The organism is Citrobacter sp. Cpo089 (genome assembly GCF_030332695.1).
GTDB lineage: Bacteria > Pseudomonadota > Gammaproteobacteria > Enterobacterales > Enterobacteriaceae > Citrobacter > Citrobacter portucalensis.
The window spans coordinates 146,471-168,334 of record NZ_JAOWHJ010000062.1 but is presented as its reverse complement, the minus strand read 5'-3'; the positions used below and the strand labels follow the sequence as shown (position 1 = coordinate 168,334).

Sequence of the window (21,864 nt, the reverse complement as noted above, 5' to 3'; positions counted from 1 at the left end):
TTATCTGGACGGAAAGCCCACGATAATTTAGCAGAATGTTAACAAACTCAAATACACAAAACTACCAGAACTCTGTCTCAACCTTAGACCGTTTCCCCTGATTTCTCAGGGGTCGTTATTACAGTTTGAAGTCCAGTTTGGCATCTTTTACTTTTTCATAAACTGCCTGGCTAGGCGGTTTAGGAATTCTGGCGGTTTTCGCAGCCGTCAGCGCAGCCTGACACAATGCCGGATCCCCGCCCTCTTCGGTCACATCCAGTAACAGACCATCGGGTGCTAACTTGATATGTAATACGCAAGATTTACCTGCATACAAATCTGCACCATACAGACGGCTCTGGATCGCATTACGAATTTGAGATGCGTAAGCACTGATATCAGCGCCAGATGCACCGCCATTGGCACCACTTGTACCACTATCTTTCGCCGGTTGACCGTTTCCTTTCGCTCCACCGCCCGATTTCGGTGCATTCTTACCGGAGCTCAGGTCGCCCAACAAGTCGTCAACGCCAGAGGCTGCAGCGGCTTTTTCGGCCGCAGCCTTTTTAGCAGCAGCTGCTTTATCTGCCGCAGCTTTCTTATCGGCAGCGGCTTTCTCAGCTGCAGCTTTTTTGTCTGCTGCTGCTTTTTCTGCAGCGGCTTTCTTATCAGCCGCCGCTTTTTCAGCAGCGGCAGCTTTCGCGGCAGCGGCTTTTTCTGCTTTCTCAGCAGCAGCTTTCTCGGCTGCAGCTTGCTTAGCGGCTTCAGCCTGTGCTTTCTTCGCAGCGTCCGCAGCTGCCTTAGCAGCTTGTGCTTCTGCAGCTTTCTTCGCATCAGCGGCGGCTTTAGCGGCTTCAGCCTCAGCTTTTTTCTGTGCGTCCGCAGCGGCTTTCTTCGCGGCATCTGCCGCTTGCTTAGCCTGAGCATCAGCTTTAGCCTTCGCGTCTGCAGCAGCCTTCGCCGCAGCCTCTTCAGCCTGTTTCTGTTGCTCTTGCGCTTTCGCTGCGGCGGCTTCAGCTTGCTTCTGCTGTTCCGCCTGTTCGCGCACTTTTTCCTGCGCGGCTAAACGTTCTTTTTCCAGCTGCTTCAGTCGCTCTTGCTCAGCTGCCTGCTTCTCGCGAAGTTCTTCAGCTTGCTGCTGCGCCTGCTTTTCACGCTGCTCTTCAGCACGTTTCGCACTTGCCTGCTGTTGCTGCTGCCTGTCGTACTGTTGCACAACGGCGCCAGGATCGACCATAACGGCGTCGATGGACGAACCGCCACCGCCGCCGGCTGAAGCATCAATGTGCTCATCGAACGAACTCCAGATCAGCGCTGCAAATAAAATGACATGCAGCACCGCTGAAATAATTATCGCCCTTTTGAGCTTGTCGTTTTGTTCGGTTGCCTTTGACACTCTCGGTTCCCAAAAAACTGTTCGCCTGTTACGTGCTATCTTTCAAGCCAGCAAAACGCAGTCATCAGATTGGCTGCGTCATCAAGCCAACCGATTTTACGCCTGCACTGTGTAACAAGTTCAGCGCTTTAATTATTTCATCATAAGGCACGTCTTTCGCACCACCGATTAAAAAGACCGTTTTCGGATTGGTCTGCAGGCGGCTTTTCGCTTCCGCGATAACCTGCTCCGGCGGCAGTTGATCCATACGATCTTTCTCAACCACCACGCTGTATTGCCCAATACCGGAAACTTCAATAATGACCGGGGGTTCGTCGTTACTGCTGACGGCTTGCGACTCGGTCGCATCCGGCAGGTCGACTTCCACACTCTGCGTAATGATCGGTGCGGTTGCCATAAAGATCAGCAACAGCACCAACAGTACGTCGAGCAGCGGTACAATATTGATTTCGGACTTGAGTTCGCGACGACCTCGTCCACGCGTTCTGGCCATGGCTTACCCCTTGTTGCTCTCGCTAACGGTAAACGCCTGGCGGTGCAGAATCGCGGTGAACTCTTCCATAAAGTTGTCGTAATTCAGTTCCAGTTTGTTCACGCGCTGGTTCAGACGGTTGTAGGCCATAACCGCCGGGATTGCCGCAAACAGACCGATAGCCGTTGCAATCAACGCTTCTGCGATACCCGGTGCGACCATTTGCAGCGTCGCCTGTTTTACCGCGCCCAGCGCGATAAATGCGTGCATGATCCCCCAAACGGTACCGAACAGACCGATATACGGGCTGATGGAGCCAACGGTGCCGAGGAATGGAATATGCGTTTCCAGCGTTTCCAGTTCACGGTTCATCGAGATACGCATCGCACGGGAAGCCCCCTCTACGACCGCTTCCGGCGCGTGGCTATTTGCCCGATGCAAACGCGCAAATTCTTTGAATCCGCTATAGAAAATTTGTTCCGAGCCCGCCAAATTATCACGACGCCCCTGGCTTTCCTGGTACAGGCGCGACAATTCAATGCCGGACCAGAACTTGTCTTCAAATGCTTCGGCTTCACGCGAAGCAGCATTAAGAATACGGGTCCGTTGGATGATGATGGCCCAGGATGCGATTGAGAAACCAATCAAAATCAACATGATAAGTTTAACCAGAAGGCTTGCCTTCAGGAACAAATCAAGGATATTCATGTCAGTCACTGCTTAAACTCCGCGACAATAGACTTGGGAAGCGCACGAGGCTTCATTTTGAGTGGATCAACGCAAACAATCAGAACTTCGGCTTCATTCAGCACGGTGTTCTCTGCGTTGACAATGCGTTGCGTGAAAACCAATGAGGTGCCACGCATTGACGTAATTTCGGTTTGAACTTCGAGCATATCGTCGAGCCGGGCAGGCGCAAAATACTCGAGGGTCATCTTGCGCACCACAAAGGCTACACGTTCGGCCAACAGGACCTGCTGACTGAAGTGATGATGACGAAGCATTTCTGTGCGTGCTCTTTCATAAAAAGCGACGTAACTGGCGTGGTAAACCACCCCACCGGCATCGGTATCTTCATAATAGACACGAACCGGCCATCGAAACATATACTTATTCATTCCTACTGCCTCTTTGTTGGCTTCGCCCACTCGCACCAGTTACTTACCCTGGTAAGCGCCTGGTGACTCGCGTTCTTGCCGCCGCGATGCATCAAGAATGTCGTTGTATATCGCGCTGTCTTCACTGTACATCCCGGTAATGCAACAAAAGGTTAGTGCTTTCAAACTTCGCTACTATACGCGCGGGAATGGTGCTTTGGAATGGGGGAAAGTAAACGGAGAGTAAAAAATTATGGGCTTATGCAAGCCCATAAATATTTAAGGATGTTTCTTATTCAAAAGAAGAAGAAAATCAGACCAACAACGAGGACAATATCCGCGATCAGCGGGCAGAAGATGCCCTGCCAATGTACGGCGCGAGGACGGAAGCCAACGCCGTGAATCATGCCTGCGCAGACCGCCCACATCAGCAGGAAACCATGCCAGATTTCAAGCTCACTGGTTTTGGCCGCGAAACGAGACGGATCCCAGAATATGCAGCCAGCCAACACGATTGCCAGCACAAATGAAAGCGCCCGCAAGGGGCGCTTGTCCATCGCGTTGTATACCATCGCGATAATGTTGGTCATTAGCTATCTTCTTGCCCGGCTTTGCCTGATTCAACGTGCTCAAGCGCCAGCGCTGTGATTATCCCAAATGCACAGGCAAGAAGCGTTCCCAAAATCCATGCGAAATACCACATTTTAAGCTCCTTACTTAGTACAGAGAGTGGGTGTTGCTTTCAATATCTTCTTTAGTGATGCGACCGAACATCTTCCAGTAACACCAGCTGGTGTACAGAAGAATGATCGGTACAAACACCGCCGCGACCCAGGTCATCAGATTCAATGTACGCTGGCTGGAGGTGGCATCCCACATGGTCAAACTTGCGTTCATCATGGTGCTGGATGGCATCACAAACGGGAACATTGCGATACCGGCAGTCAGGATGATGCAGGCTAACGTCAGTGAGGAGAAGACGAACGCCCATGCCCCTTTCTCCATACGAGAAGTCAGGATGGTCAACAGCGGCAGAACCACGCCCAGTGCAGGAACCAACCACAGGATAGGTGCATTGTTAAAGTTCACCATCCATGCGCCAGCCACACGAGCAACTTCTTTGGTCAGCGGGTTAGAGGCGGCATGATGATCCAGTGCAGAGGTCACAACATAACCGTCAATACCGTAAATCACCCACACACCGGCCAGCGCGAAGCAGACCAGAGTCACCAGCGCCGCAACCTGTGAAGTTGCACGAGCACGCAGATGCAGTTCACCTACCGTACGCATCTGCAGATAGGTCGCACCCTGGGTGATGATCATCCCAACGCTCACGACACCTGCCAGCAGACCAAACGGATTCAGCAACTGGAAGAAGTTACCGGTGTAGTACAAACGCATGTAGTCATCTACGTGGAACGGAACCCCTTGCAGCAGGTTACCGAACGCCACGCCAATCACCAGCGGTGGCACGAAGCTACCTATGAAGATGCCCCAGTCCCACATGTTGCGCCAGCGCATATCTTCAATCTTAGAGCGGTAGTCAAAACCGACCGGACGGAAGAACAAGGACGCCAGAACCAGAATCATCGCCACATAGAAACCGGAGAACGCAGCGGCATAGACCATCGGCCAGGCAGCGAACAGTGCGCCACCCGCGGTGATGAGCCAAACCTGGTTACCGTCCCAGTGCGGGGCGATGGAGTTAATCATAATTCGACGCTCGGTATCATTACGACCGAGGAAACGGGTGAGCATGCCCACCCCCATGTCGAAGCCATCAGTGACCGCAAAACCAATCAGCAGAATGCCAACCAGCAGCCACCAGATAAAACGCAATACTTCATAATCGATCATTTGACGACTCCTGTCTTAGCGTGCCGGCTGAGAAGTCACAGTGGACTGCTCGTAGTGATAACGACCGGTTTTCAGGCTACTCGGCCCAAGGCGTGCGAACTTGAACATCAGATACAGTTCAGCCACCAGGAACAGGGTATACAGGCCGCAAATCAATAGCATCGAGAAGATGAGGTCGCCAGCAGTCAGCGAAGAGTTCGCTACGGCTGTTGGTAACACTTCACCAATCGCCCACGGTTGACGACCGTACTCTGCAACAAACCAACCGGATTCAATAGCAATCCACGGCAGAGGAATCGCATACAGCGCGGTGCGCAGCAGCCATTTTTTCTCACCGATACGGTTACGAAGCACGGTCCAGAAGGACACCGCAATGATTGCCAGCATCAGAATGCCGCATGCCACCATGATACGGAAAGCGAAGTACAGCGGCGCAACGCGAGGAATAGAATCTTTCGTTGCCTGCTGAATTTGCGCTTCGGTCGCGTCGGTGACGTTATCCGTATAGCGTTTCAACAGCAGACCATAACCCAGGTCTTTCTTCATGCTGTTGAACTGGTCGCGAACGGCCTGGTCGGTAGTACCAGCACGCAGTTCTTCCAGCAACTGATACGCTTTCATCCCGTTACGGATACGCTCTTCGTGCTGCACCATCAGGTCTTTCAGACCAATGACCGGTGTATCAACAGAGCGGGTGGCAATGATGCCCAGCGCATAAGGAATCTGAATCGCAAAATGGTTTTCCTGCGCATCCTGGTCCGGAATACCGAACAGCGTAAAGGAAGCTGGAGCAGGCTGAGTTTCCCATTCTGCTTCAATCGCAGCGAGTTTGGTTTTCTGCACGTCACCCATTTCGTAACCAGATTCATCACCCAGAACGATAACAGACAGAATAGCAGCCATACCAAAGCTGGCAGCGATAGCAAAAGAACGTTTAGCAAACGCGAAGTCACGACCGCGCAGCATATAGTAGGAGCTGATACCCAGAACGAACATCGCGCCACATACATAACCAGATGCCACAGTGTGAACAAATTTCACCTGTGCTACCGGGTTGAGCACCAGTTCAGAGAAGCTCAGCATCTCCATACGCATGGTTTCGAAGTTGAAATCCGCTGCGATTGGGTTCTGCATCCAGCCGTTCGCAACCAGAATCCACAACGCAGACAGGTTAGAACCCAGAGCCACCAGCCAGGTGACACACATATGCTGGACTTTACCCAAACGGTCCCAGCCGAAGAAGAACAGACCTACAAAGGTGGATTCGAGGAAGAAGGCCATCAAACCTTCGATCGCCAGCGGCGCACCGAAAATATCCCCTACATAGTGGGAGTAGTAAGACCAGTTAGTCCCGAACTGGAACTCCATGGTCAGACCGGTAGCCACACCCAGAGCGAAGTTGATACCAAACAACTTGCCCCAGAACTTGGTCATATCTTTATAAATCTGTTTGCCGGAAAGGACGTAGACCGTTTCCATAATGGCCAACAAGAACGCCATACCGAGCGTCAGTGGCACAAACAGGAAGTGGTACATCGCGGTCAAGGCAAACTGTAAGCGCGACAGTTCGACTATATCTAACATCATGACTCCTTGCTCATCGCATGAAGACTCCGAGAGTGAACCCCGTTAGAAAGGGTCACACGCATGCCCCAATACAAATTTATCTGCTTCCTTCCGCCGCTACCCTTCCCTCTCATTTGAAGAAAGGATAATGATGAAAAGTTACAAACATGTTAATAAAACACTCAAATTGATCCCGCAATTATATTACGCCGTAAAATCCTTACAATAAACAGGTTTTTATCGAGACAAATTTGCATTTTTCGATAGTGATCAATTTATAGCTAATTTACCACTTTCAGACCAATTTGATCTGAAGCAATTTAACCTCTTTTGATGCTGTTTTCCAAGTTTTAAACATTGATTTAAATCAATTTTCAAATTTAATGTTAATAGTGTTTAGCACTCACGCTACTAGTAAACGTTATGTTAACAACATGTTTTTCAATGAGTAATTGCCGTTACTACAAATGATAGGATATTTATTTAAATGTACACGATCTTTTAACCAGCCCGGCTGACTAAATTGATAGCAGATAAAGAATCACTAATGCTGGGTAGCTCACAGTTTTTTGTTTAGCAAGTCATGGATTTGTTATTTCACACAAATTATTCATTTAAATTTTACTTATAATTAACACCGAGATGTAACTATCTCAACTGGAAGCGAAAACGTTCCACAATGACCGATGCATTGCGTTTGTCGTTCTGCGAGAGAATGCTGACGTTTCGCTTAAATCATCACTGAAAGTTATCATTAACACCCCCTCTTCTCTTATGTGGCAAAGATTAAATATGCCACAAACATTTCCTTATCATTTTTATCCTAAATTTAACAAAAATGAATTATGACATATAAGATTAAAAAATAAAAAACCGTTATGTCGTTCACAAGTTAATTAGTAATTGGGATTTTTGAAATTATTTAAAACACGTCATAAATGGCGCGCATAACAAAATAAGATTTCGATCACAAACATGGCAAGTAATTTATTACCCAATTCTCTAATAAATTAAAACCAGTTAAAAAAACACATCGCATCACATTGATCACAAAGGGATTTTACACCAACTAAATATAACAATCATTTTGCGCAGGATATTTTGAAAATAGATCAATTGCTTCCTTTTCCGCTTCCACAGAAACTCCAACCCTATTAAGAGGTTGCCACAATCCATGTTCTAAATATTAGAAAACAATTTTCACTTATTGACCATCAGCCCTACAGAGGATTACCCATGAAGAAATCTACACTTGTTATTGGCGTCATCGGTGCTGACTGCCATGCAGTAGGTAATAAAGTTCTGGATCGCGTTTTTACAGCTCATGATTTTCACGTAATCAACCTCGGGGTGATGGTGAGCCAGGATGAATATATTGATGCCGCGATTGAAACAGGCGCCGATGCCATCGTGGTGTCCTCTATCTACGGTCACGGCGACATTGACTGCCTCGGGTTACGTGAGCGCTGCATAGAACGTGGCCTCGGCGACATTCTGCTGTACGTCGGCGGCAACCTGGTCGTCGGTAAACATGACTTCGCTGATGTGGAAGTGAAGTTTAAAAAGATGGGATTTAACCGCGTCTTCGCACCAAGCCATGACCTGGAAGATGTCTGCGCGCTTATCACTAATGATATTCACCAACACAATGGCCTTGAGCAGCGTTGCCTGGAAGAGGCTATCTGATGCAAACAGTTTCTGTCGATATCGGCTCGACATGGACCAAGGCTGCCCTCTTCGCCCATGAAGGCGAAGAATTAACCCTGGTAAACCATGTCCTGACCCCAACCACCACACATCATCTGGCAGACGGTTTTTTTGCCAGCCTGAATCAGGTGCTGAACGTTGCCGATGCTCGCCCGTTACTGAAAAGTGGTGAAGTGCAGTTGAAATACTCTTCTTCGGCCAAAGGTGGACTCGCCGTTGCAGCAATGGGGCTGGTGCCTTCCATTACGCTGGAATCGGCCAAAGTTACCGCCCATTCGGCAGGAGCGAAAATCGCGCAATATTATTCGTACAAGCTCAACCGTCATGACATTCAGGAGCTGGAATCTTCCCCCCCAGACATTCTGCTGTTTACCGGCGGTACAGACGGTGGCGAAGAAAGCTATGGCCTGGCGAATGCGCACGCGCTGGCAGGCTCAAAGCTTGATTGCGCCATTATCTACGCCGGAAACCGGGACATTCAGGACGAAATACAAACGATTCTCGGACATAAGGATCTGACCACGGTAGACAACATTCTGCCAGACCTCGATCACCCGAATCCGTTTGCCGCGCGCCAGGCGATTTGCGATGTGTTCTTGTCACGCATTGTCAAAGGCAAAGGTCTGGACGTCATTGTCGGCGAAACAGGCGAAGAGCCAATGCCGACGCCATGGACGGTATATGAGTTAGTTAAAGCCATTAGCGATTACGACAGCGCATGGAAGGAATTCATGCTGATTGATATGGGCGGAGCCACCACGGATGTCTATTCGGCCAGCGCGAATACCCTCTCCCCCGATACCGTCCTGCATGGTGTTCCTGAACCGTTCGTTAAACGTACCGTTGAAGGCGACCTGGGAATGCGCGTTTCCGCCGTCGTGGTGGGAGAAAGCACGCAGGAAATGGTGAAAGTCATCTTCGCCCAACAACCGCAGCGCGAGGAAGCGTTTTACCGCTACCTGCGTCACCTGGTTGGGCAACCGGATTACCTGCCACTCAGCGAGGAGGAGAAATATTTCGACACCCTGCTGGCAGGTTTGTGCGTGGGCTATGCCGCTGAGCGCCACGCGGGCACTAAAAAGCAGGTTTGCACCTGCGTGGGTAACGTGGATTTACAGATGGGTCGCGATCTCACCACCGTACGCAAAGTCGTCGGTTCAGGGGGATGGCTCTCTCGCGCCAGCCAGTTCGATATCCATAACTGGCTCAAATACCGGGAGCTGGACGACCAGGGTAAAAGAATTCTGTTACCGAATCAGTTTGAGTATTACCGCGATTCAAATGGCCTGCTCCCGCTACTGGCAAACGTTGCCAGACTGTACCCGCAAGCCGCTGCTCGCACCAGCATTCAGTGTTTAACCCTATAAAACTTAAGGCAGCTACGAATGGAACTTCGAAATAAAAAATTGACCCATGACGAATTCATGACCGAAAGGCATCAGGTGTTACAAACCTGGGAAACCGGCAAAGACGTTGAGAACTTCGAAGATGGCGTGAAGTACCAGCAATCAATTCCAGATAAAAAGCGCTTCTCCCTTGCCTTGCTGAAGGCCGATCAGGAAGGAAAAACCCTGAGCCAGCCGCGCGCAGGCGTAGCATTAATGGATGAGCATATTGCGCTGCTCAAAACATTGCAGGAAGAGTGCGACCTCCTGCCGAGCACAATCGATGCCTATACCCGTCTGAACCGCTATGAAGAAGCCGCTGTCGGGATCCAGAAATCTATCGAAGCAGGTACTTCCAAGCTGAATGGTTTACCGGTCGTCAATCACGGGGTTGCTGCCTGCCGCCGGATGACTGAATCGCTGGAAAAACCGATCCAGGTTCGCCACGGTACGCCGGATGCGCGCCTGCTGGCAGAAATCGCAATGGCCAGTGGCTTTACCAGCTACGAAGGCGGCGGTATCTCCTACAACATCCCTTACGCTAAACGCGTCACCCTGGAAAAATCCATCCGCGACTGGCAGTACTGCGACCGCCTGATGGGCCTGTATGAAGAGAACGGCATTCGCATCAACCGTGAACCGTTTGGCCCGCTGACCGGCACTCTGATCCCGCCGTTTATGTCCCATTCGGTGGCCATTATCGAAGGTCTGCTGGCGCTGGAACAAGGCGTGAAGTCAATTACCGTCGGCTACGGCCAGGTCGGCAGCCTGACGCAGGATATCGCCGCTATTCAGGCGCTGCGCGAACTGTCTCACGAATACTTCCATAACCACGGCTTCGACGATTACGAACTGAGCACCGTTTTCCACCAGTGGATGGGCGGATTCCCGGAAGATGAAGCGAAAGCCTTCTCCGTTATCGCCTGGGGCGCAGCGGTTGCAGGTATGTCGGGCGCTACAAAAGTGATCACCAAAAGCCCGCACGAAGCGTTCGGTATCCCAACGGCAGCAGCTAACGCTCAGGGCCTGAAAGCGTCACGCCAGATGCTCAACATGGTCAGCGACCAGAAATTCCCGCAGTGCGCTGCCGTGGAACAGGAAGTAGATCTGATTAAGAGCGAAGTCCGCGCGGTACTGAAAAAAGTCTTCGAGCTGGGCAATGGCGACATTGCGCGCGGCACGGTGCTGGCCTTTGAAGCTGGCGTGCTGGATGTACCTTTCGCTCCTGCCGCCTGTAACGCCGGTAAGATCCTGCCTGTTCGCGATAACACAGGCGCAATCCGTATTCTTGAAGCCGGTGCCGTTCCGCTGCCGAAAGATATTCTCGCCCTGCACCACGACTATGTCGCAGAGCGCGCACATTTTGAAGGCCGCAAGCCTTCTTTCCAGATGGTCATTGATGACATCAACGCCGTATCCCACAGTAAATTAATAGGAAGACCATAATGAAAATCAAAAAGGCCCTTTTCACCGCTGGCTACTCCTCATTTTATTTTGACGATCAGCAGGCCATCAAAAATGGCGCCGGTCATGACGGGTTTATCTATACCGGCGATCCGGTAACGCCTGGATTTACCTCTGTTCGTCAGGCGGGTGAATGCGTTTCCGTGCAGCTAATTCTGGAAAATGGCGCGGTAGCGGTGGGCGATTGCGCAGCGGTGCAATATTCAGGCGCAGGCGGTCGTGACCCGCTGTTCCTGGCTGAAAACTTTATTCCGTTCCTCAACGATCACATCAAACCGCTGCTGGAAGGCCGTGACGTTGATGCGTTCCTGCCAAACGCCCGTTTCTTTGACCAACTGCGTATTGACGGTCATCTGCTGCATACCGCCGTCCGCTATGGTTTGTCTCAGGCGCTGCTCGACGCTGCGGCGCTGGCTACCGGTCGTCTGAAAACTGAAGTGGTTTGCGATGAATGGCAACTGCCGTGCGTGCCGGAAGCCATTCCATTATTTGGTCAGAGCGGCGACGACCGTTATATCGCCGTTGATAAGATGATCCTTAAAGGTGTGGACGTCCTGCCGCATGCGCTGATCAACAACGTGGAAGAGAAGCTGGGCTTTAAAGGCGAAAAACTGCGTGAGTATGTACGTTGGTTATCCGACCGCATCTTAAGCCTGCGCACCAGCGAACGTTATCACCCGACGCTGCACATTGATGTGTACGGCACGATCGGTCTGATCTTCGATATGGATCCGGTGCGCTGCGCTGAATACATCGCCAACCTGGAAGTCGAAGCCCAGGGTCTGCCGCTGTATATCGAAGGTCCGGTTGATGCCGGTAACAAGCCGGATCAGATCCGCATGTTGACCGCCATCACCAAAGAGCTGACTCGTCTGGGTTCCGGCGTGAAAATTGTCGCCGACGAATGGTGTAACACCTATCAGGATATCGTGGACTTTACCGATGCGGGCAGCTGCCACATGGTACAGATCAAGACTCCAGATCTTGGCGGCATTCATAACATTGTTGATGCAGTGCTGTACTGCAACAAACACGCAATGGAAGCCTATCAGGGCGGTACCTGTAACGAAACGGAAATCAGTGCTCGCACCTGCGTACACGTCGCGCTGGCCGCGCGTCCTATGCGCATGCTGGTCAAACCAGGTATGGGTTTCGATGAAGGTCTCAACATCGTGTTTAACGAAATGAACCGCACCATCGCGTTGTTGCAAACTAAGGATTAAGAGATGGCACGCACATTTAAGATCTTATCGCCTACGGCTATCCTGGGTTATGGCTTCCCGGAAGAAAGTTTTCGTAAAGCCATGGAAGAGTCACCGGATCTTATTGCTGTTGACGCAGGTTCCTCCGATCCAGGCCCCCACTACCTGGGGGCAGGTAAACCCTTTACCGACCGGGCCGGCGTGAAACGCGATCTGCGCTATATGATTGTGGCGGGCGTTAAGAACAACATCCCTGTAGTGATCGGCACCGCCGGTGGTTCTGGCGCAGCTCCGCATCTGGAGTGGTGTCGCCAGATAATCCATGAGATCGCACAGGAAGAAAAACTGACCTTCTCAATGGCGCTGATCCCGTCTGATGTCGACAAAGAAATCGTCCATCAGGCACTGGATAACGGCAAGATTACTGCGCTCGATTTTGTGCCTGAATTAACTCACGAGGCAATTGAAGAGAGCACCTACATTGTCGCGCAGATGGGCGTCGAGCCTTTTCAGCGTGCGCTAGAAGCTGGCGCGCAGGTGGTCCTGGGCGGACGCGCCTACGATCCCGCCTGCTTCGCCGCGCTGCCGATAATGCAGGGCTTTGATGAAGGTCTGGCGCTTCATTGCGGTAAGATCCTTGAGTGTGCTGCCATTGCTGCCACCCCAGGCTCTGGCTCAGATTGTGCGATGGGGATCATTGACGACAACGGCTTTACGCTGAAGGCGTTCAATCCCAAGCGTAAGTTCACAGAAACGTCCGCGGCGGCGCACACGCTGTATGAGAAGTCCGATCCGTACTTCCTGCCAGGACCAGGCGGCGTACTAAACCTGAAAGCGTGCACCTTTACCCAGGTTAACGAGGGTGAGGTGTATGTCAGCGGTTCACGTCATGAAGAAACACCGTATGCATTGAAACTGGAAGGCGCGCGTCAGGTTGGCTTCCGCTGCCTGACCATCGCCGGAACGCGCGACCCGATTATGATTGCCGGGATTGACACCATTCTCGAAGAGGTACAGGCAAGCGTTGCGCGTAACCTCTCACTGAATGACGACAGTATCCGCATGACGTTCCACCTGTATGGTAAGAACGGCGTGATGGGCAACCATGAACCAATGAAAACCGCCGGTCATGAACTGGGGATTTTACTGGATGTCGTTGCGCCGACGCAGGATATCGCCAACAGCGTTTGCTCGCTGGTGCGCTCTACCCTGCTGCATTACGGCTATGAAAATCGTATTGCGACTGCGGGCAACCTCGCCTTCCCGTTCTCGCCATCTGATATTCAAAGTGGACCGGTGTATGAGTTCTCGATCTATCACCTGATTGAAGCGAGCGATGCGCTGCGTTTTGATTTCCACATTGAACAGGTGACGCCAGAAGGAGTTCAGGCATGAAACACTCAATTTGTTCACTGGCGCAGGTTATTCGCTCCAAAAACGCCGGACCGTACGAACTGGTTTTAGATATTTTATTTAAAACCAGGGAAGACTATCAGCGGGTAAAAGCCTGCGAGCAATTAACGCCGCAGCTGATTGCCGGTTTATATAACGTTGAACCAGACTTTATTCATAATATCGTGTGGTTCGATCCGGCGAATGCCGTAAAAATAGTCATGCCGCGCGATATTATTTCCGGCAACGTTGGTGACAATGATGTTTATGGTGCGCAGCAACACGCCCCATTATTAAGTATTGAGTTCGACTTGTAACAAAAAACACAATAACAACCATTGGAGCACAGAATTCAGCGGTATCACAGTGCTTCGAATTATTCATGCGGTTGGTCACAACAGGCGTGCGTCTGAGCTGCTGTCCAGGCTCAGGCGCGCACCACCCTACACAATTCCAATTACCAGCCTTTATCCGATGGAGTACACATGAAGAAAATAAGTTTAACGAAGATGATCATATTAGGCCTGATACTCGGCATGATTGCCGGGGTGGCCATAAATAATATGGCCGCGGCTGAAACAGCAAAATCCTATGCAGCAGATATTTCCATTTTCACCACTATATTTTTACGCATGGTGAAAATGATTATCGCGCCATTGGTTATTTCAACTCTGGTTGTTGGTATTGCCAAAATGGGCGATGCCAAAACGCTGGGACGTATATTTTCGAAAACCTTCTTCCTGTTTATTTGCGCCTCTCTGGTGTCAATTGCACTGGGTCTGGTTATCGTTAATATTTTCCAGCCAGGCGCTGGCATCAACTTTGTTCCGCATGACGTCGGAGCTGTTGCCGCCGTTAAATCAGAGCCGTTTACGCTGAAAGTGTTCATCTCGCACGCAGTGCCGACCAGTATTGTCGACGCAATGGCGCGTAACGAAATTCTGCAGATCGTGGTGTTCTCAATTTTCCTCGGTTGCAGCCTGGCCGCAATTGGTGAAAAAGCCGAACCGATTGTGAAGGTTCTGGATTCACTGGTGCACGTCATGCTGAAACTGACTGGCTACGTCATGCTGTTTGCGCCACTGACCGTTTTTGCCGCTATTTCAGGTCTGATTGCCGAACGTGGTCTGGGCGTGATGGTCAGCGCCGGGATCTTTATGGGTGAGTTCTACCTGACGCTGGGTATGCTGTGGGCGATCCTGATTGGCCTGTCAACTATGATAGTCGGGCCTTGCATCGCACGTTTAACGAAATCAATCCTCGAGCCGGCGCTGCTGGCCTTTACGACCTCCAGTTCTGAAGCCGCCTTCCCGGGCACGCTGGACAAGCTGGAAAAATTCGGTGTTTCTTCAAAAATCGCCAGCTTCGTTCTGCCTATCGGTTACTCCTTTAACCTGGTCGGATCCATGGCGTACTGCTCCTTTGCTACCGTCTTTATTGCCCAGGCGTGCAACATCGAACTGAGCATGGGCGAGCAAATCACCATGCTGTTGATCCTGATGCTGACCTCAAAAGGAATGGCAGGCGTACCGCGCGCATCAATGGTGGTTATCGCTGCAACCCTGAACCAGTTCAACATTCCAGAAGCTGGCCTGATTCTGCTGATGGGCGTCGATCCGTTCCTCGATATGGGTCGTTCCGCCACCAACGTTATGAGTAACGCAATGGGTGCTGCCATCGTGGGCCGTTGGGAAGGCGAACACTACGGCCAGGGTTGCCGTGGAACTGCGCCGGTGAAGACCCCGGAACAAGAACGTCCGGTTACCGAAACGGAAGTCGCTTTGTCCTGACAGTAGAAGAACGACTAATCGTAGGCCGGATAAAACGCGTCAGCGTTGCCATCCGGCAATTATACCGTGTTAACGCCGGATGGCGGCGTGAACGCCTTATTCGGCCTACAGGATAGTTTTCCCAACAACACCAACAGGAATGCATAATGAATAAAACAATTCTCGGCGTGAGTCTCTTTTCTTTCAGCGTCTTGTTTAGCGCAACCACATTCGCGCAAACCACGCCCGACTACGCCAAGCTGATAGAACAGGCTCATCAGAAGTACAAAAGTAACAACGATGGAAAAGTCGCCGACTACATCCCTGCTCTGGCGACCTATAGCCCGAAAAATTTTGCCATCACCATTGCCACGGTGGACGGCAAGATCTATCAGGTTGGCGATGTTAACAAACCCTTCCCAATGGAATCCCTGAGTAAAGTCTTCACCATGGCGCTCGCCATGGAACAGCACGGTCCTCAGGTCGTGCTGGATAAACTCGGGGCCAATGCCACCGGCATGCCTTTCAACTCCGGTTTAGCGATTGAGCTAACCAAAGGCGCGCCAGAGAACCCGCTGGTTAACGCCGGGGCGATGAGCGCCGTAAGCCTGATTGAAGCCAAAGACAAAACCGATCGCTGGAACAAAATCCTCGACAACCTGAACGTCTGGGCCGATGCCAAACTCACGGTTAACGAGCCGGTTTTCCAATCCGAGATGGAAACCAACCAGCACAATCAGGCGCTGGCGAAGCTGATGGAATCCTATAACAGCTTCTATGGCAACACTGACGAAGCCGTCGAAATTTATACCCGCCAGTGCTCGGTAGATATCACCGTTGAGCAACTGGCCAAAATGGGTGCCGTACTCGCGAACAAAGGCAAATCTCCGTTCAACGGTAAACAGTTGCTGAACGAGAAATATGTTCCGCAGGTGCTGGCAGAAATGGCAATCGCCGGGCTTTACGACGGTAGCGGTAAATGGCTGTACACCGTTGGCATCCCGGCGAAAAGCGGCGTCGGCGGCGGCATGGTTGCCGTTGTCCCTGGCGAATATGCGATTGCGGTCTATTCTCCGCCGCTGGATGCAGCCGGTAATAGCGTTCGAGCCCAGCAAACTATCGAATATGTCGCCGAAGCGACAAAAGCCAATGTCTTTTTAGCCAAATAACTTTACGCCGGATGGCGCTTCGCTTATCCGGCCTACGATTAGCGCATTTATTTACGCCGTCATCCGGCAAAATGAAAAGGTGAGAAGTACTATGTCTAAACCATTTGTCTGGCAGGAACTCTTTGTTCAGAGTAAAGATAGTACCGAGTATGAATTACTGAGTAACCAGCACGTTACGGTAACGGAGTTAGACGGAGAGGAAGTGATCAAGGTTGCACCGGAAGCGTTAACCTTGTTAGCACAGCAGGCGTTTTATGAGGCTTCATTTTTCCTGCGCGCCGGACATTTAAAACAGATTGCCAGCATTTTGCACGACCCACAGGCCAGCAGTAACGATAAGTACGTCGCATTGCAGCTGCTGCGCAATGCAGAGGTTTCAGCTAAAGGCGTACTGCCCAACTGCCAGGATACCGGGACGGCAACCATTGTGGCCAGCAAAGGACAACATGTCTGGACCGGCGGCGATGACGCAGAAGCATTAAGCAAAGGCGTGTATTCCACCTTTACCGAAAACAACCTGCGTTACTCGCAAAATGCCCCGCTGGATATGTATACCGAGGTCAATACCCAGACCAACCTGCCCGCACAAATCGATATTAGCGCCACCCCAGGTAACGAATACCGTTTCCTGTTCGTCAATAAAGGTGGCGGCTCAGCTAACAAAGCGGCACTGTACCAGGAAACCAAATCCATTCTACAGCCGGAAAAACTCACTGCGTTCCTGATCGAAAAAATGAAATCACTGGGTACAGCCGCTTGCCCGCCATATCACATCGCTTTTGTGGTTGGGGGCTTATCCGCCGACCAGGCGCTGAAAGTCGCCAAACTGGCTTCAACCAAATATTACGATAATCTGCCCACCAGCGGGAACGAGCTGGGCCAGGCGTTCCGTGATACGGCGCTGGAAGCCGAGTTGCTCAATGCCAGCCGCGAGTTTGGCATCGGGGCGCAGTTTGGCGGCAAATACTTTGCCCACGATATCCGCGTAATTCGCTTACCGCGCCACGGCGGCTCCTGCCCAATCGCGATGGCCCTCTCCTGCTCTGCCGACCGCAACATTAAGGCCAAAATTAATAAACACGGTATCTGGCTGGAAAAACTCGAGCATAATCCGGGCAAATTTATCCCCGATTCTCACCGGGTAGAAAACGGCGCTCAGACCGTACAACTGGATCTGAACCGTCCGCTGCGTGACATCCTGCATGACCTTTCAGCTCTGCCCATTGGTACACGCCTGTCGTTAAGCGGCCCGATTGTTGTCGCTCGCGATATCGCCCACGCGAACATCAAAGCGCGACTGGATAACGGCGAACCTATGCCGGAATACATGAAAAAGCATATCGTTTACTACGCTGGTCCCGCCAAAACCCCGGAAAATCAGGCCTGTGGCTCGATGGGGCCCACCACCGGCGGGCGCATGGATGGGTATGTCGATGCTTTCCAGGCACAAGGCGGCAGCCTCATTATGCTCACCAAGGGTAACCGCAGCCAGCAGGTCACTGATGCCTGTCACAAACACGGTGGATTTAGCCTCGGCAGCATTGGCGGTGCCGCCGCCCTACTGGCGCAGCAGTACGTGAAGAGTCTGCAGTGCCTTGAGTATCCCGAACTGGGAATGGAAGCGGTGTGGATGATGGAAGTTAAAAATATGCCTGCCTTCGTATTGGTGGATGACAAAGGTAATAACTTCTTCAGCCAGTTCGAACAGCAGCATCGCTGTGCAACCTGTCCGGCAGGGCATTAAGGAGTTTCCATGGAAGCGCGCGCCAATAACGACAGACACCGCCAGCGTCAGCAGAAACTGAAAGAACAGGTTGATACCCGCGTAGCGGCTGCAACGGAGAAGAAAGGGATCCTGATTGTCTTCACCGGCAACGGAAAAGGAAAATCAACCGCAGCCTTTGGCACGGCAACGCGCGCAGTGGGTCACGGAAAAACCGTTGGCATCGCGCAGTTTATTAAAGGTCAGTGGGATAATGGCGAGTACAACACACTGCACCCCCTCGGCGTCGAGTTCCATATTATGGGCACCGGATTTACCTGGGAAACCCAAAATCGGCAAGCAGATATCGAGGCGGCAACGGTCGTATGGCAGGAAAGTAAGCGCATGCTGGCTGATGCGCATTACGATTTAGTGATACTTGATGAGCTTACTTACATGTTGGCTTACCACTACCTTGATACGCAGGAGGTTATCAACGCCATCGAAAATCGCCCTGCGGAGCAAAGCGTCATCGTTACCGGACGCGGATGCCATACGCTGCTACTGGAACTGGCCGATACGGTCAGTGAAATTCGTCCGGTCAAGCACGCGTTTGACAGCGGGATTCAGGCGCAGGTTGGGATCGACTGGTAATCACTCGGCCTACAGTTCGCAGAGCTGTAGGCCGGTTCCAATGTTATGCCATCGCCATCAAACAGGCGACACCACCGATTTATTCAACAGCCAGTTACGAAAGATCTGTAAATGTTCGGACTCTGATTTCTCTTCACGCCACGTCATAATAAATCGATTCCCGGTACGCATTGGAACATCGCAAGGAATGACCATATCACCACTGTCCAGATCGTGCTGAATGGCAAAACGCGGGAGCAGCGCAACGCCCAGATTAGAACGGACCGCCGCGATCAGCATCGATAACAAATCAAATCTCGGACCTTTATTCACCAGCGGACTGCTGACATCTGACAGCGCAAACCACTCCTGCCACCCTTTGATGCGCGTACTTTGGTGCAAGAGCGGAAATTCGTTTAGTAATTCGTTCACCGCCAGTTTTCGTTCCGGTTCGGCCAGCAAACAGCGGCTGCATACCGGCAGAATTTCCTCTTCAAACAGGTACTCAACCCCTGACCATGGCGAATAAAAGTCTTCACGCATAATTGCCGCGTCATACTCTCGATTGAGAAAATCACCAATATTCGCCAGGGAATGAATGTTCACGATAATATCAGGATTAAGTTTGTTAAATTCACGCAGGTTTGGGATCAGCCAGTGCGTGCTGAACGTCGGATTCACCGCCAGCTCAATAACCTGTACCGTCGGTTGCCAGGTCATTATCGTCGTCGTATCTCGTTCAAGTTTATTTAACGTTTCTTTAACGATACTTAAATAGTGTTTGCCAGCCGCATTTAAAAAAATGCGTTTTTTGGCATGATTAAATAGCGCGGTATTGAGAAAATCCTCCAGCGCATTTACCTGGCGGAAAACAGCACTTTGTGTTAAAGCCAGCTCTTCAGCTGCCCGGGTATAACTTTCGTGACGCGCAACAACTTCAAAAGTTACCAGCAACTCCGTCTTAGGTATTTTTCCTCTCATAACCTCTTCCATATGCAGCGTGCAAAAATAGTTTAATTTATAAAAAATAATTCAAGATACCCAGATAAGCACCGAGAGTTATATTTTATTTCATCCATTAATGTCATTGATCCAATCCATGATTTGCTCACACTGATGGCGGATAAATATTAACCGATAATACTCAAGGGCAACAATAAACACAATTTAAATAAGGTTAAACCCAAGCAAATAGTGCCAATAAGTTCTTAATAATTTTTCAAGTTATCTTGTTTATTGCAGAAAAAACTTTGCGAGATTAATCAATATTATCAGTGCGATAATTTTGGATAATTTCACGTTATAACTTACGGGCAAACGACTGCTTTTTATCATTCCTTGATGTAGTTTCTGCCTTTTTTTGAATGATGTGATAAAGGACACAATGTGAAAACTTTCGGAAAGGTCTGGCTCGTTGGGGCAGGTCCCGGTGATATTTCATTACTTACCCTCAAAGCAATGATGTGCATTAAACAGGCTGATGTCATTATTTACGATCGGCTGGTCAATCCTAAAATTTTGGAATGGGCATTACCTGATTGTCTGCTTATCAATGTCGGCAAAAACCCAGGCTTCCATTGTGTACCGCAGGATGAAATCAATGCACTGCTTGTCCAGTATGCCCAAACGCACAATAATATTGTGCGTCTGAAAGGCGGCGATCCGTATGTTTTTGGACGTGGGGCTGAAGAAGTTGAGGATCTTGTCGAGACGGGAATCCCGTTTGAAGTGGTGCCGGGTATCAGCTCAACTATTGGTGGCCTGACCTATGCCGGGATTCCGGTAACACACCGCGATTTCGCCTCGGGATTTCACGTGGTAACCGGTCATACGCGGGAGGGCAACCAACAGCAGGACTGGCGTCAGCTGGCCAAACTGAATGGTACGCTGGTTATCGTCATGGGTATCGCCAATCTGGCGTTTATCTGTGAGGAATTATTGATGGGTGGAAAATCGGCAGATACACCTGCAGCGCTAATTATGTCCGCCACCCGGGATAACCAACGCCGACTGACCTGTACGCTCGGTTCACTACTGAGCAAGGCGCAGGAAGCTAACATTCTCCCCCCTGCGCTGATAGTGATTGGTGATGTGGTAACCCTGAGCGATCGGCTCTCTTTTATCCCTGAAGCCATCACGCTGCCAGAAAACCTTTACTGCGACAGTCTGGCATGACGAAAAGACTGGGGCGACGTTTGATGCGCCGCCCGGAAAACGCGGCAAAAGTAACTGGTTTGTGCGTATTGGAGTTTCCGGGCAATGCTGTCTATTGAATGAATGGGATCGTGCAATAACTCCCCCGCTTTTTGCATTTTTTTCTGATTCACCCAGGTTTTAAAGTTAACGCCCTGCCGTTTCTTAAAAAAACGGCTGAAATAGTTTGCGCTTAAGCAGACATGAGCCGCTACGGATTCCAGAGATAATTCACTATATAAATTCTCATCAATATAACGCAACGCTGCCAGAAGCTTTTTTTCGTGTCGGGAAGGTTCTGTAAAATAATGACGCGTGTAACTGGTCGGCGGAATAACAAACTCATCCAATTGCTGCTGTTCTGTCTCGAAATTATCAACAATAAAACTTAATAAATTAGCTGATGCCACCAGCGCATTATTATCTACTACCGCTACCTGACTCCATTCAGCTTTTATTTTTGGTTCATCCATCCATGAGCATTCATTATCAATAACGATAGTTTTATATTCCTGATATTTTGCCCGCACCTGCCCACAGAGCATAAAACCATACAGATGCCCCTCGCGAATTAATGGCATAGAAAACAGACTTAGCCCTGCGTGACAGGTGTGTATTCTGGGTTTAAGGTGTTTTAATCCTTCAAAAGCACAATACTTGTCGCACTTTTGGCAACTCACACAATAGCGTTCATCCGCCCGCATTAATGTGCAGAACGAATTAAAGTTATGGCAATCCGAGAGAGTTTTTCCGCTAACATCAACCACAACAGTGGCTAATCCAGTCGCACTGGAGAATACTTTTGCTATCGAGAAAAAACGTTGTAGGTAATCATCCTGGATTTTCAACGACACGGTATCCTCCGGCATTAATGAAATTAA

General features: G+C 50.5%; 20 protein-coding genes and 1 pseudogene. 11 read left to right on the top strand and 10 right to left on the bottom strand.

All coding sequences use genetic code 11. From position 1 onward, the window contains the following. Positions 1-118: 118 nt before the first annotated feature. The 8 genes from tolA to cydA all read right to left on the bottom strand — a co-directional run bounded on the left by tolA (position 119) and on the right by cydA (position 6,385). Positions 119-1,375, bottom strand: a complete 1,257-nt coding sequence (gene tolA / locus OGX92_RS14225) for a cell envelope integrity protein TolA (RefSeq protein ID WP_008784157.1) — start codon at positions 1,373-1,375, stop codon at positions 119-121. 64 nt (positions 1,376-1,439) lie between these two features. Then, positions 1,440-1,868 (bottom strand): colicin uptake protein TolR, encoded by a 429-nt coding sequence (tolR, locus tag OGX92_RS14220; protein ID WP_003022978.1) that lies wholly within the window; start codon positions 1,866-1,868, stop codon positions 1,440-1,442. A 3-nt stretch (positions 1,869-1,871) separates the two neighbouring features. Continuing rightward, on the bottom strand, positions 1,872-2,564 hold the full coding sequence (gene tolQ, locus OGX92_RS14215) for a Tol-Pal system protein TolQ (protein ID WP_003022976.1): 693 nt from the start codon (positions 2,562-2,564) through the stop codon (positions 1,872-1,874). After that, positions 2,561-2,965, bottom strand: a complete 405-nt coding sequence (gene ybgC, locus OGX92_RS14210) for a tol-pal system-associated acyl-CoA thioesterase (RefSeq protein ID WP_003831439.1) — start codon at positions 2,963-2,965, stop codon at positions 2,561-2,563. Before ybgC ends, tolQ begins: the two co-directional genes overlap by 4 nt. 275 nt (positions 2,966-3,240) lie before the next feature. Beyond that, complete coding sequence (gene ybgE / locus OGX92_RS14205; protein WP_063940682.1) at positions 3,241-3,534, bottom strand: cyd operon protein YbgE; 294 nt, start codon at positions 3,532-3,534, stop codon at positions 3,241-3,243. Then, on the bottom strand, positions 3,534-3,647 hold the full coding sequence (gene cydX, locus OGX92_RS14200; protein ID WP_003022970.1) for a cytochrome bd-I oxidase subunit CydX: 114 nt from the start codon (positions 3,645-3,647) through the stop codon (positions 3,534-3,536). Before cydX ends, ybgE begins: the two co-directional genes overlap by 1 nt. Before the next feature lie 14 nt (positions 3,648-3,661). Further along, positions 3,662-4,801, bottom strand: coding sequence for a cytochrome d ubiquinol oxidase subunit II (cydB, locus tag OGX92_RS14195; RefSeq protein ID WP_003831431.1), 1,140 nt, complete (start codon positions 4,799-4,801; stop codon positions 3,662-3,664). A gap of 15 nt (positions 4,802-4,816) precedes the next feature. Beyond that, on the bottom strand, positions 4,817-6,385 hold the full coding sequence (gene cydA / locus OGX92_RS14190; RefSeq protein WP_003022965.1) for a cytochrome ubiquinol oxidase subunit I: 1,569 nt from the start codon (positions 6,383-6,385) through the stop codon (positions 4,817-4,819). 1,218 nt (positions 6,386-7,603) lie between these two features. Between cydA and glmS the strand changes: the two genes are divergently transcribed. The 10 genes and pseudogenes from glmS (at position 7,604) to cobO (ending at position 18,811) form a co-directional block, all read left to right on the top strand. Next, the gene (gene glmS, locus OGX92_RS14185) at positions 7,604-8,053 is read left to right on the top strand and encodes a methylaspartate mutase subunit S (protein ID WP_240389146.1); all 450 of its coding nucleotides are present in this window, start codon (positions 7,604-7,606) and stop codon (positions 8,051-8,053) included. Continuing rightward, positions 8,053-9,441 carry a methylaspartate mutase accessory protein GlmL gene (gene glmL, locus OGX92_RS14180; RefSeq protein WP_043015642.1) on the top strand — a complete coding sequence of 463 codons (1,389 nt, stop codon included), beginning with the start codon at positions 8,053-8,055 and terminating at the stop codon, positions 9,439-9,441. The genes glmS and glmL overlap by 1 nt, the downstream gene beginning before the upstream one ends. 18 nt (positions 9,442-9,459) lie before the next feature. Next, positions 9,460-10,905 carry a methylaspartate mutase subunit E gene (locus OGX92_RS14175; RefSeq protein WP_003022957.1) on the top strand — a complete coding sequence of 482 codons (1,446 nt, stop codon included), beginning with the start codon at positions 9,460-9,462 and terminating at the stop codon, positions 10,903-10,905. After that, a complete protein-coding gene (locus OGX92_RS14170) occupies positions 10,905-12,146 on the top strand; it encodes a methylaspartate ammonia-lyase (protein ID WP_286586685.1) in 1,242 nt (413 codons plus the stop codon). The genes OGX92_RS14175 and OGX92_RS14170 overlap by 1 nt, the downstream gene beginning before the upstream one ends. 3 nt (positions 12,147-12,149) lie before the next feature. Next, entirely contained in the window at positions 12,150-13,520 is a 1,371-nt protein-coding gene (locus OGX92_RS14165; RefSeq protein ID WP_047412553.1) for an acyclic terpene utilization AtuA family protein, read from the top strand. Next, positions 13,517-13,834, top strand: a complete 318-nt coding sequence (locus OGX92_RS14160) for a DUF4387 domain-containing protein (RefSeq protein WP_043015639.1) — start codon at positions 13,517-13,519, stop codon at positions 13,832-13,834. Before OGX92_RS14165 ends, OGX92_RS14160 begins: the two co-directional genes overlap by 4 nt. A 168-nt stretch (positions 13,835-14,002) precedes the next feature. Further along, positions 14,003-15,284, top strand: a pseudogene (locus tag OGX92_RS14155) (dicarboxylate/amino acid:cation symporter); the annotation flags it as partial. A 169-nt stretch (positions 15,285-15,453) separates the two neighbouring features. Continuing rightward, complete coding sequence (glsA, locus tag OGX92_RS14150; RefSeq protein ID WP_286586682.1) at positions 15,454-16,455, top strand: glutaminase A; 1,002 nt, start codon at positions 15,454-15,456, stop codon at positions 16,453-16,455. Between the two features lie 91 nt (positions 16,456-16,546). After that, positions 16,547-18,199: a class I fumarate hydratase gene (locus OGX92_RS14145; protein ID WP_003831421.1), complete on the top strand. Its 1,653-nt coding sequence runs from the start codon at positions 16,547-16,549 to the stop codon at positions 18,197-18,199. Between the two features lie 9 nt (positions 18,200-18,208). Beyond that, positions 18,209-18,811 carry a cob(I)yrinic acid a,c-diamide adenosyltransferase gene (cobO, locus tag OGX92_RS14140; RefSeq protein WP_191221698.1) on the top strand — a complete coding sequence of 201 codons (603 nt, stop codon included), beginning with the start codon at positions 18,209-18,211 and terminating at the stop codon, positions 18,809-18,811. A gap of 57 nt (positions 18,812-18,868) precedes the next feature. On the opposite strand, the gene OGX92_RS14135 is transcribed toward cobO, so the two are convergent. After that, complete coding sequence (locus OGX92_RS14135) at positions 18,869-19,771, bottom strand: LysR substrate-binding domain-containing protein (RefSeq protein ID WP_286586679.1); 903 nt, start codon at positions 19,769-19,771, stop codon at positions 18,869-18,871. A 405-nt stretch (positions 19,772-20,176) separates the two neighbouring features. Here OGX92_RS14135 and cobA point away from each other — a divergent pair, with 405 nt between their 5' ends. Continuing rightward, complete coding sequence (cobA, locus tag OGX92_RS14130) at positions 20,177-20,965, top strand: uroporphyrinogen-III C-methyltransferase (RefSeq protein WP_003831416.1); 789 nt, start codon at positions 20,177-20,179, stop codon at positions 20,963-20,965. On the opposite strand, the gene OGX92_RS14125 is transcribed toward cobA, so the two are convergent. Next, the gene (locus OGX92_RS14125; RefSeq protein WP_191221699.1) at positions 20,944-21,837 is read right to left on the bottom strand and encodes a PocR ligand-binding domain-containing protein; all 894 of its coding nucleotides are present in this window, start codon (positions 21,835-21,837) and stop codon (positions 20,944-20,946) included. The two genes, cobA and OGX92_RS14125, sit on opposite strands and share 22 nt — an antisense overlap. Positions 21,838-21,864 lie beyond the last annotated feature (27 nt).

Excerpts from the sequence above, each read along its gene's own strand:
- cydB (WP_003831431.1), bottom strand. The coding sequence starts at position 4,801 with ATGATCGATTATGAAGTATTGCGTTTTATCTGGTGGCTGCTGGTTGGC.
- OGX92_RS14160 (WP_043015639.1), top strand. The coding sequence starts at position 13,517 with ATGAAACACTCAATTTGTTCACTGGCGCAGGTTATTCGCTCCAAAAAC.
- ybgC (WP_003831439.1), bottom strand. The coding sequence starts at position 2,965 with ATGAATAAGTATATGTTTCGATGGCCGGTTCGTGTCTATTATGAAGAT.
- cydA (WP_003022965.1), bottom strand. The coding sequence starts at position 6,385 with ATGTTAGATATAGTCGAACTGTCGCGCTTACAGTTTGCCTTGACCGCG.
- OGX92_RS14145 (WP_003831421.1), top strand. The coding sequence starts at position 16,547 with ATGTCTAAACCATTTGTCTGGCAGGAACTCTTTGTTCAGAGTAAAGAT.
- OGX92_RS14170 (WP_286586685.1), top strand. The coding sequence starts at position 10,905 with ATGAAAATCAAAAAGGCCCTTTTCACCGCTGGCTACTCCTCATTTTAT.
- ybgE (WP_063940682.1), bottom strand. The coding sequence starts at position 3,534 with ATGACCAACATTATCGCGATGGTATACAACGCGATGGACAAGCGCCCC.
- cobO (WP_191221698.1), top strand. The coding sequence starts at position 18,209 with ATGGAAGCGCGCGCCAATAACGACAGACACCGCCAGCGTCAGCAGAAA.
- OGX92_RS14135 (WP_286586679.1), bottom strand. The coding sequence starts at position 19,771 with ATGAGAGGAAAAATACCTAAGACGGAGTTGCTGGTAACTTTTGAAGTT.
- cydX (WP_003022970.1), bottom strand. The coding sequence starts at position 3,647 with ATGTGGTATTTCGCATGGATTTTGGGAACGCTTCTTGCCTGTGCATTT.
- glmS (WP_240389146.1), top strand. The coding sequence starts at position 7,604 with ATGAAGAAATCTACACTTGTTATTGGCGTCATCGGTGCTGACTGCCAT.
- glsA (WP_286586682.1), top strand. The coding sequence starts at position 15,454 with ATGAATAAAACAATTCTCGGCGTGAGTCTCTTTTCTTTCAGCGTCTTG.
- glmL (WP_043015642.1), top strand. The coding sequence starts at position 8,053 with ATGCAAACAGTTTCTGTCGATATCGGCTCGACATGGACCAAGGCTGCC.
- OGX92_RS14175 (WP_003022957.1), top strand. The coding sequence starts at position 9,460 with ATGGAACTTCGAAATAAAAAATTGACCCATGACGAATTCATGACCGAA.
- OGX92_RS14165 (WP_047412553.1), top strand. The coding sequence starts at position 12,150 with ATGGCACGCACATTTAAGATCTTATCGCCTACGGCTATCCTGGGTTAT.
- tolR (WP_003022978.1), bottom strand. The coding sequence starts at position 1,868 with ATGGCCAGAACGCGTGGACGAGGTCGTCGCGAACTCAAGTCCGAAATC.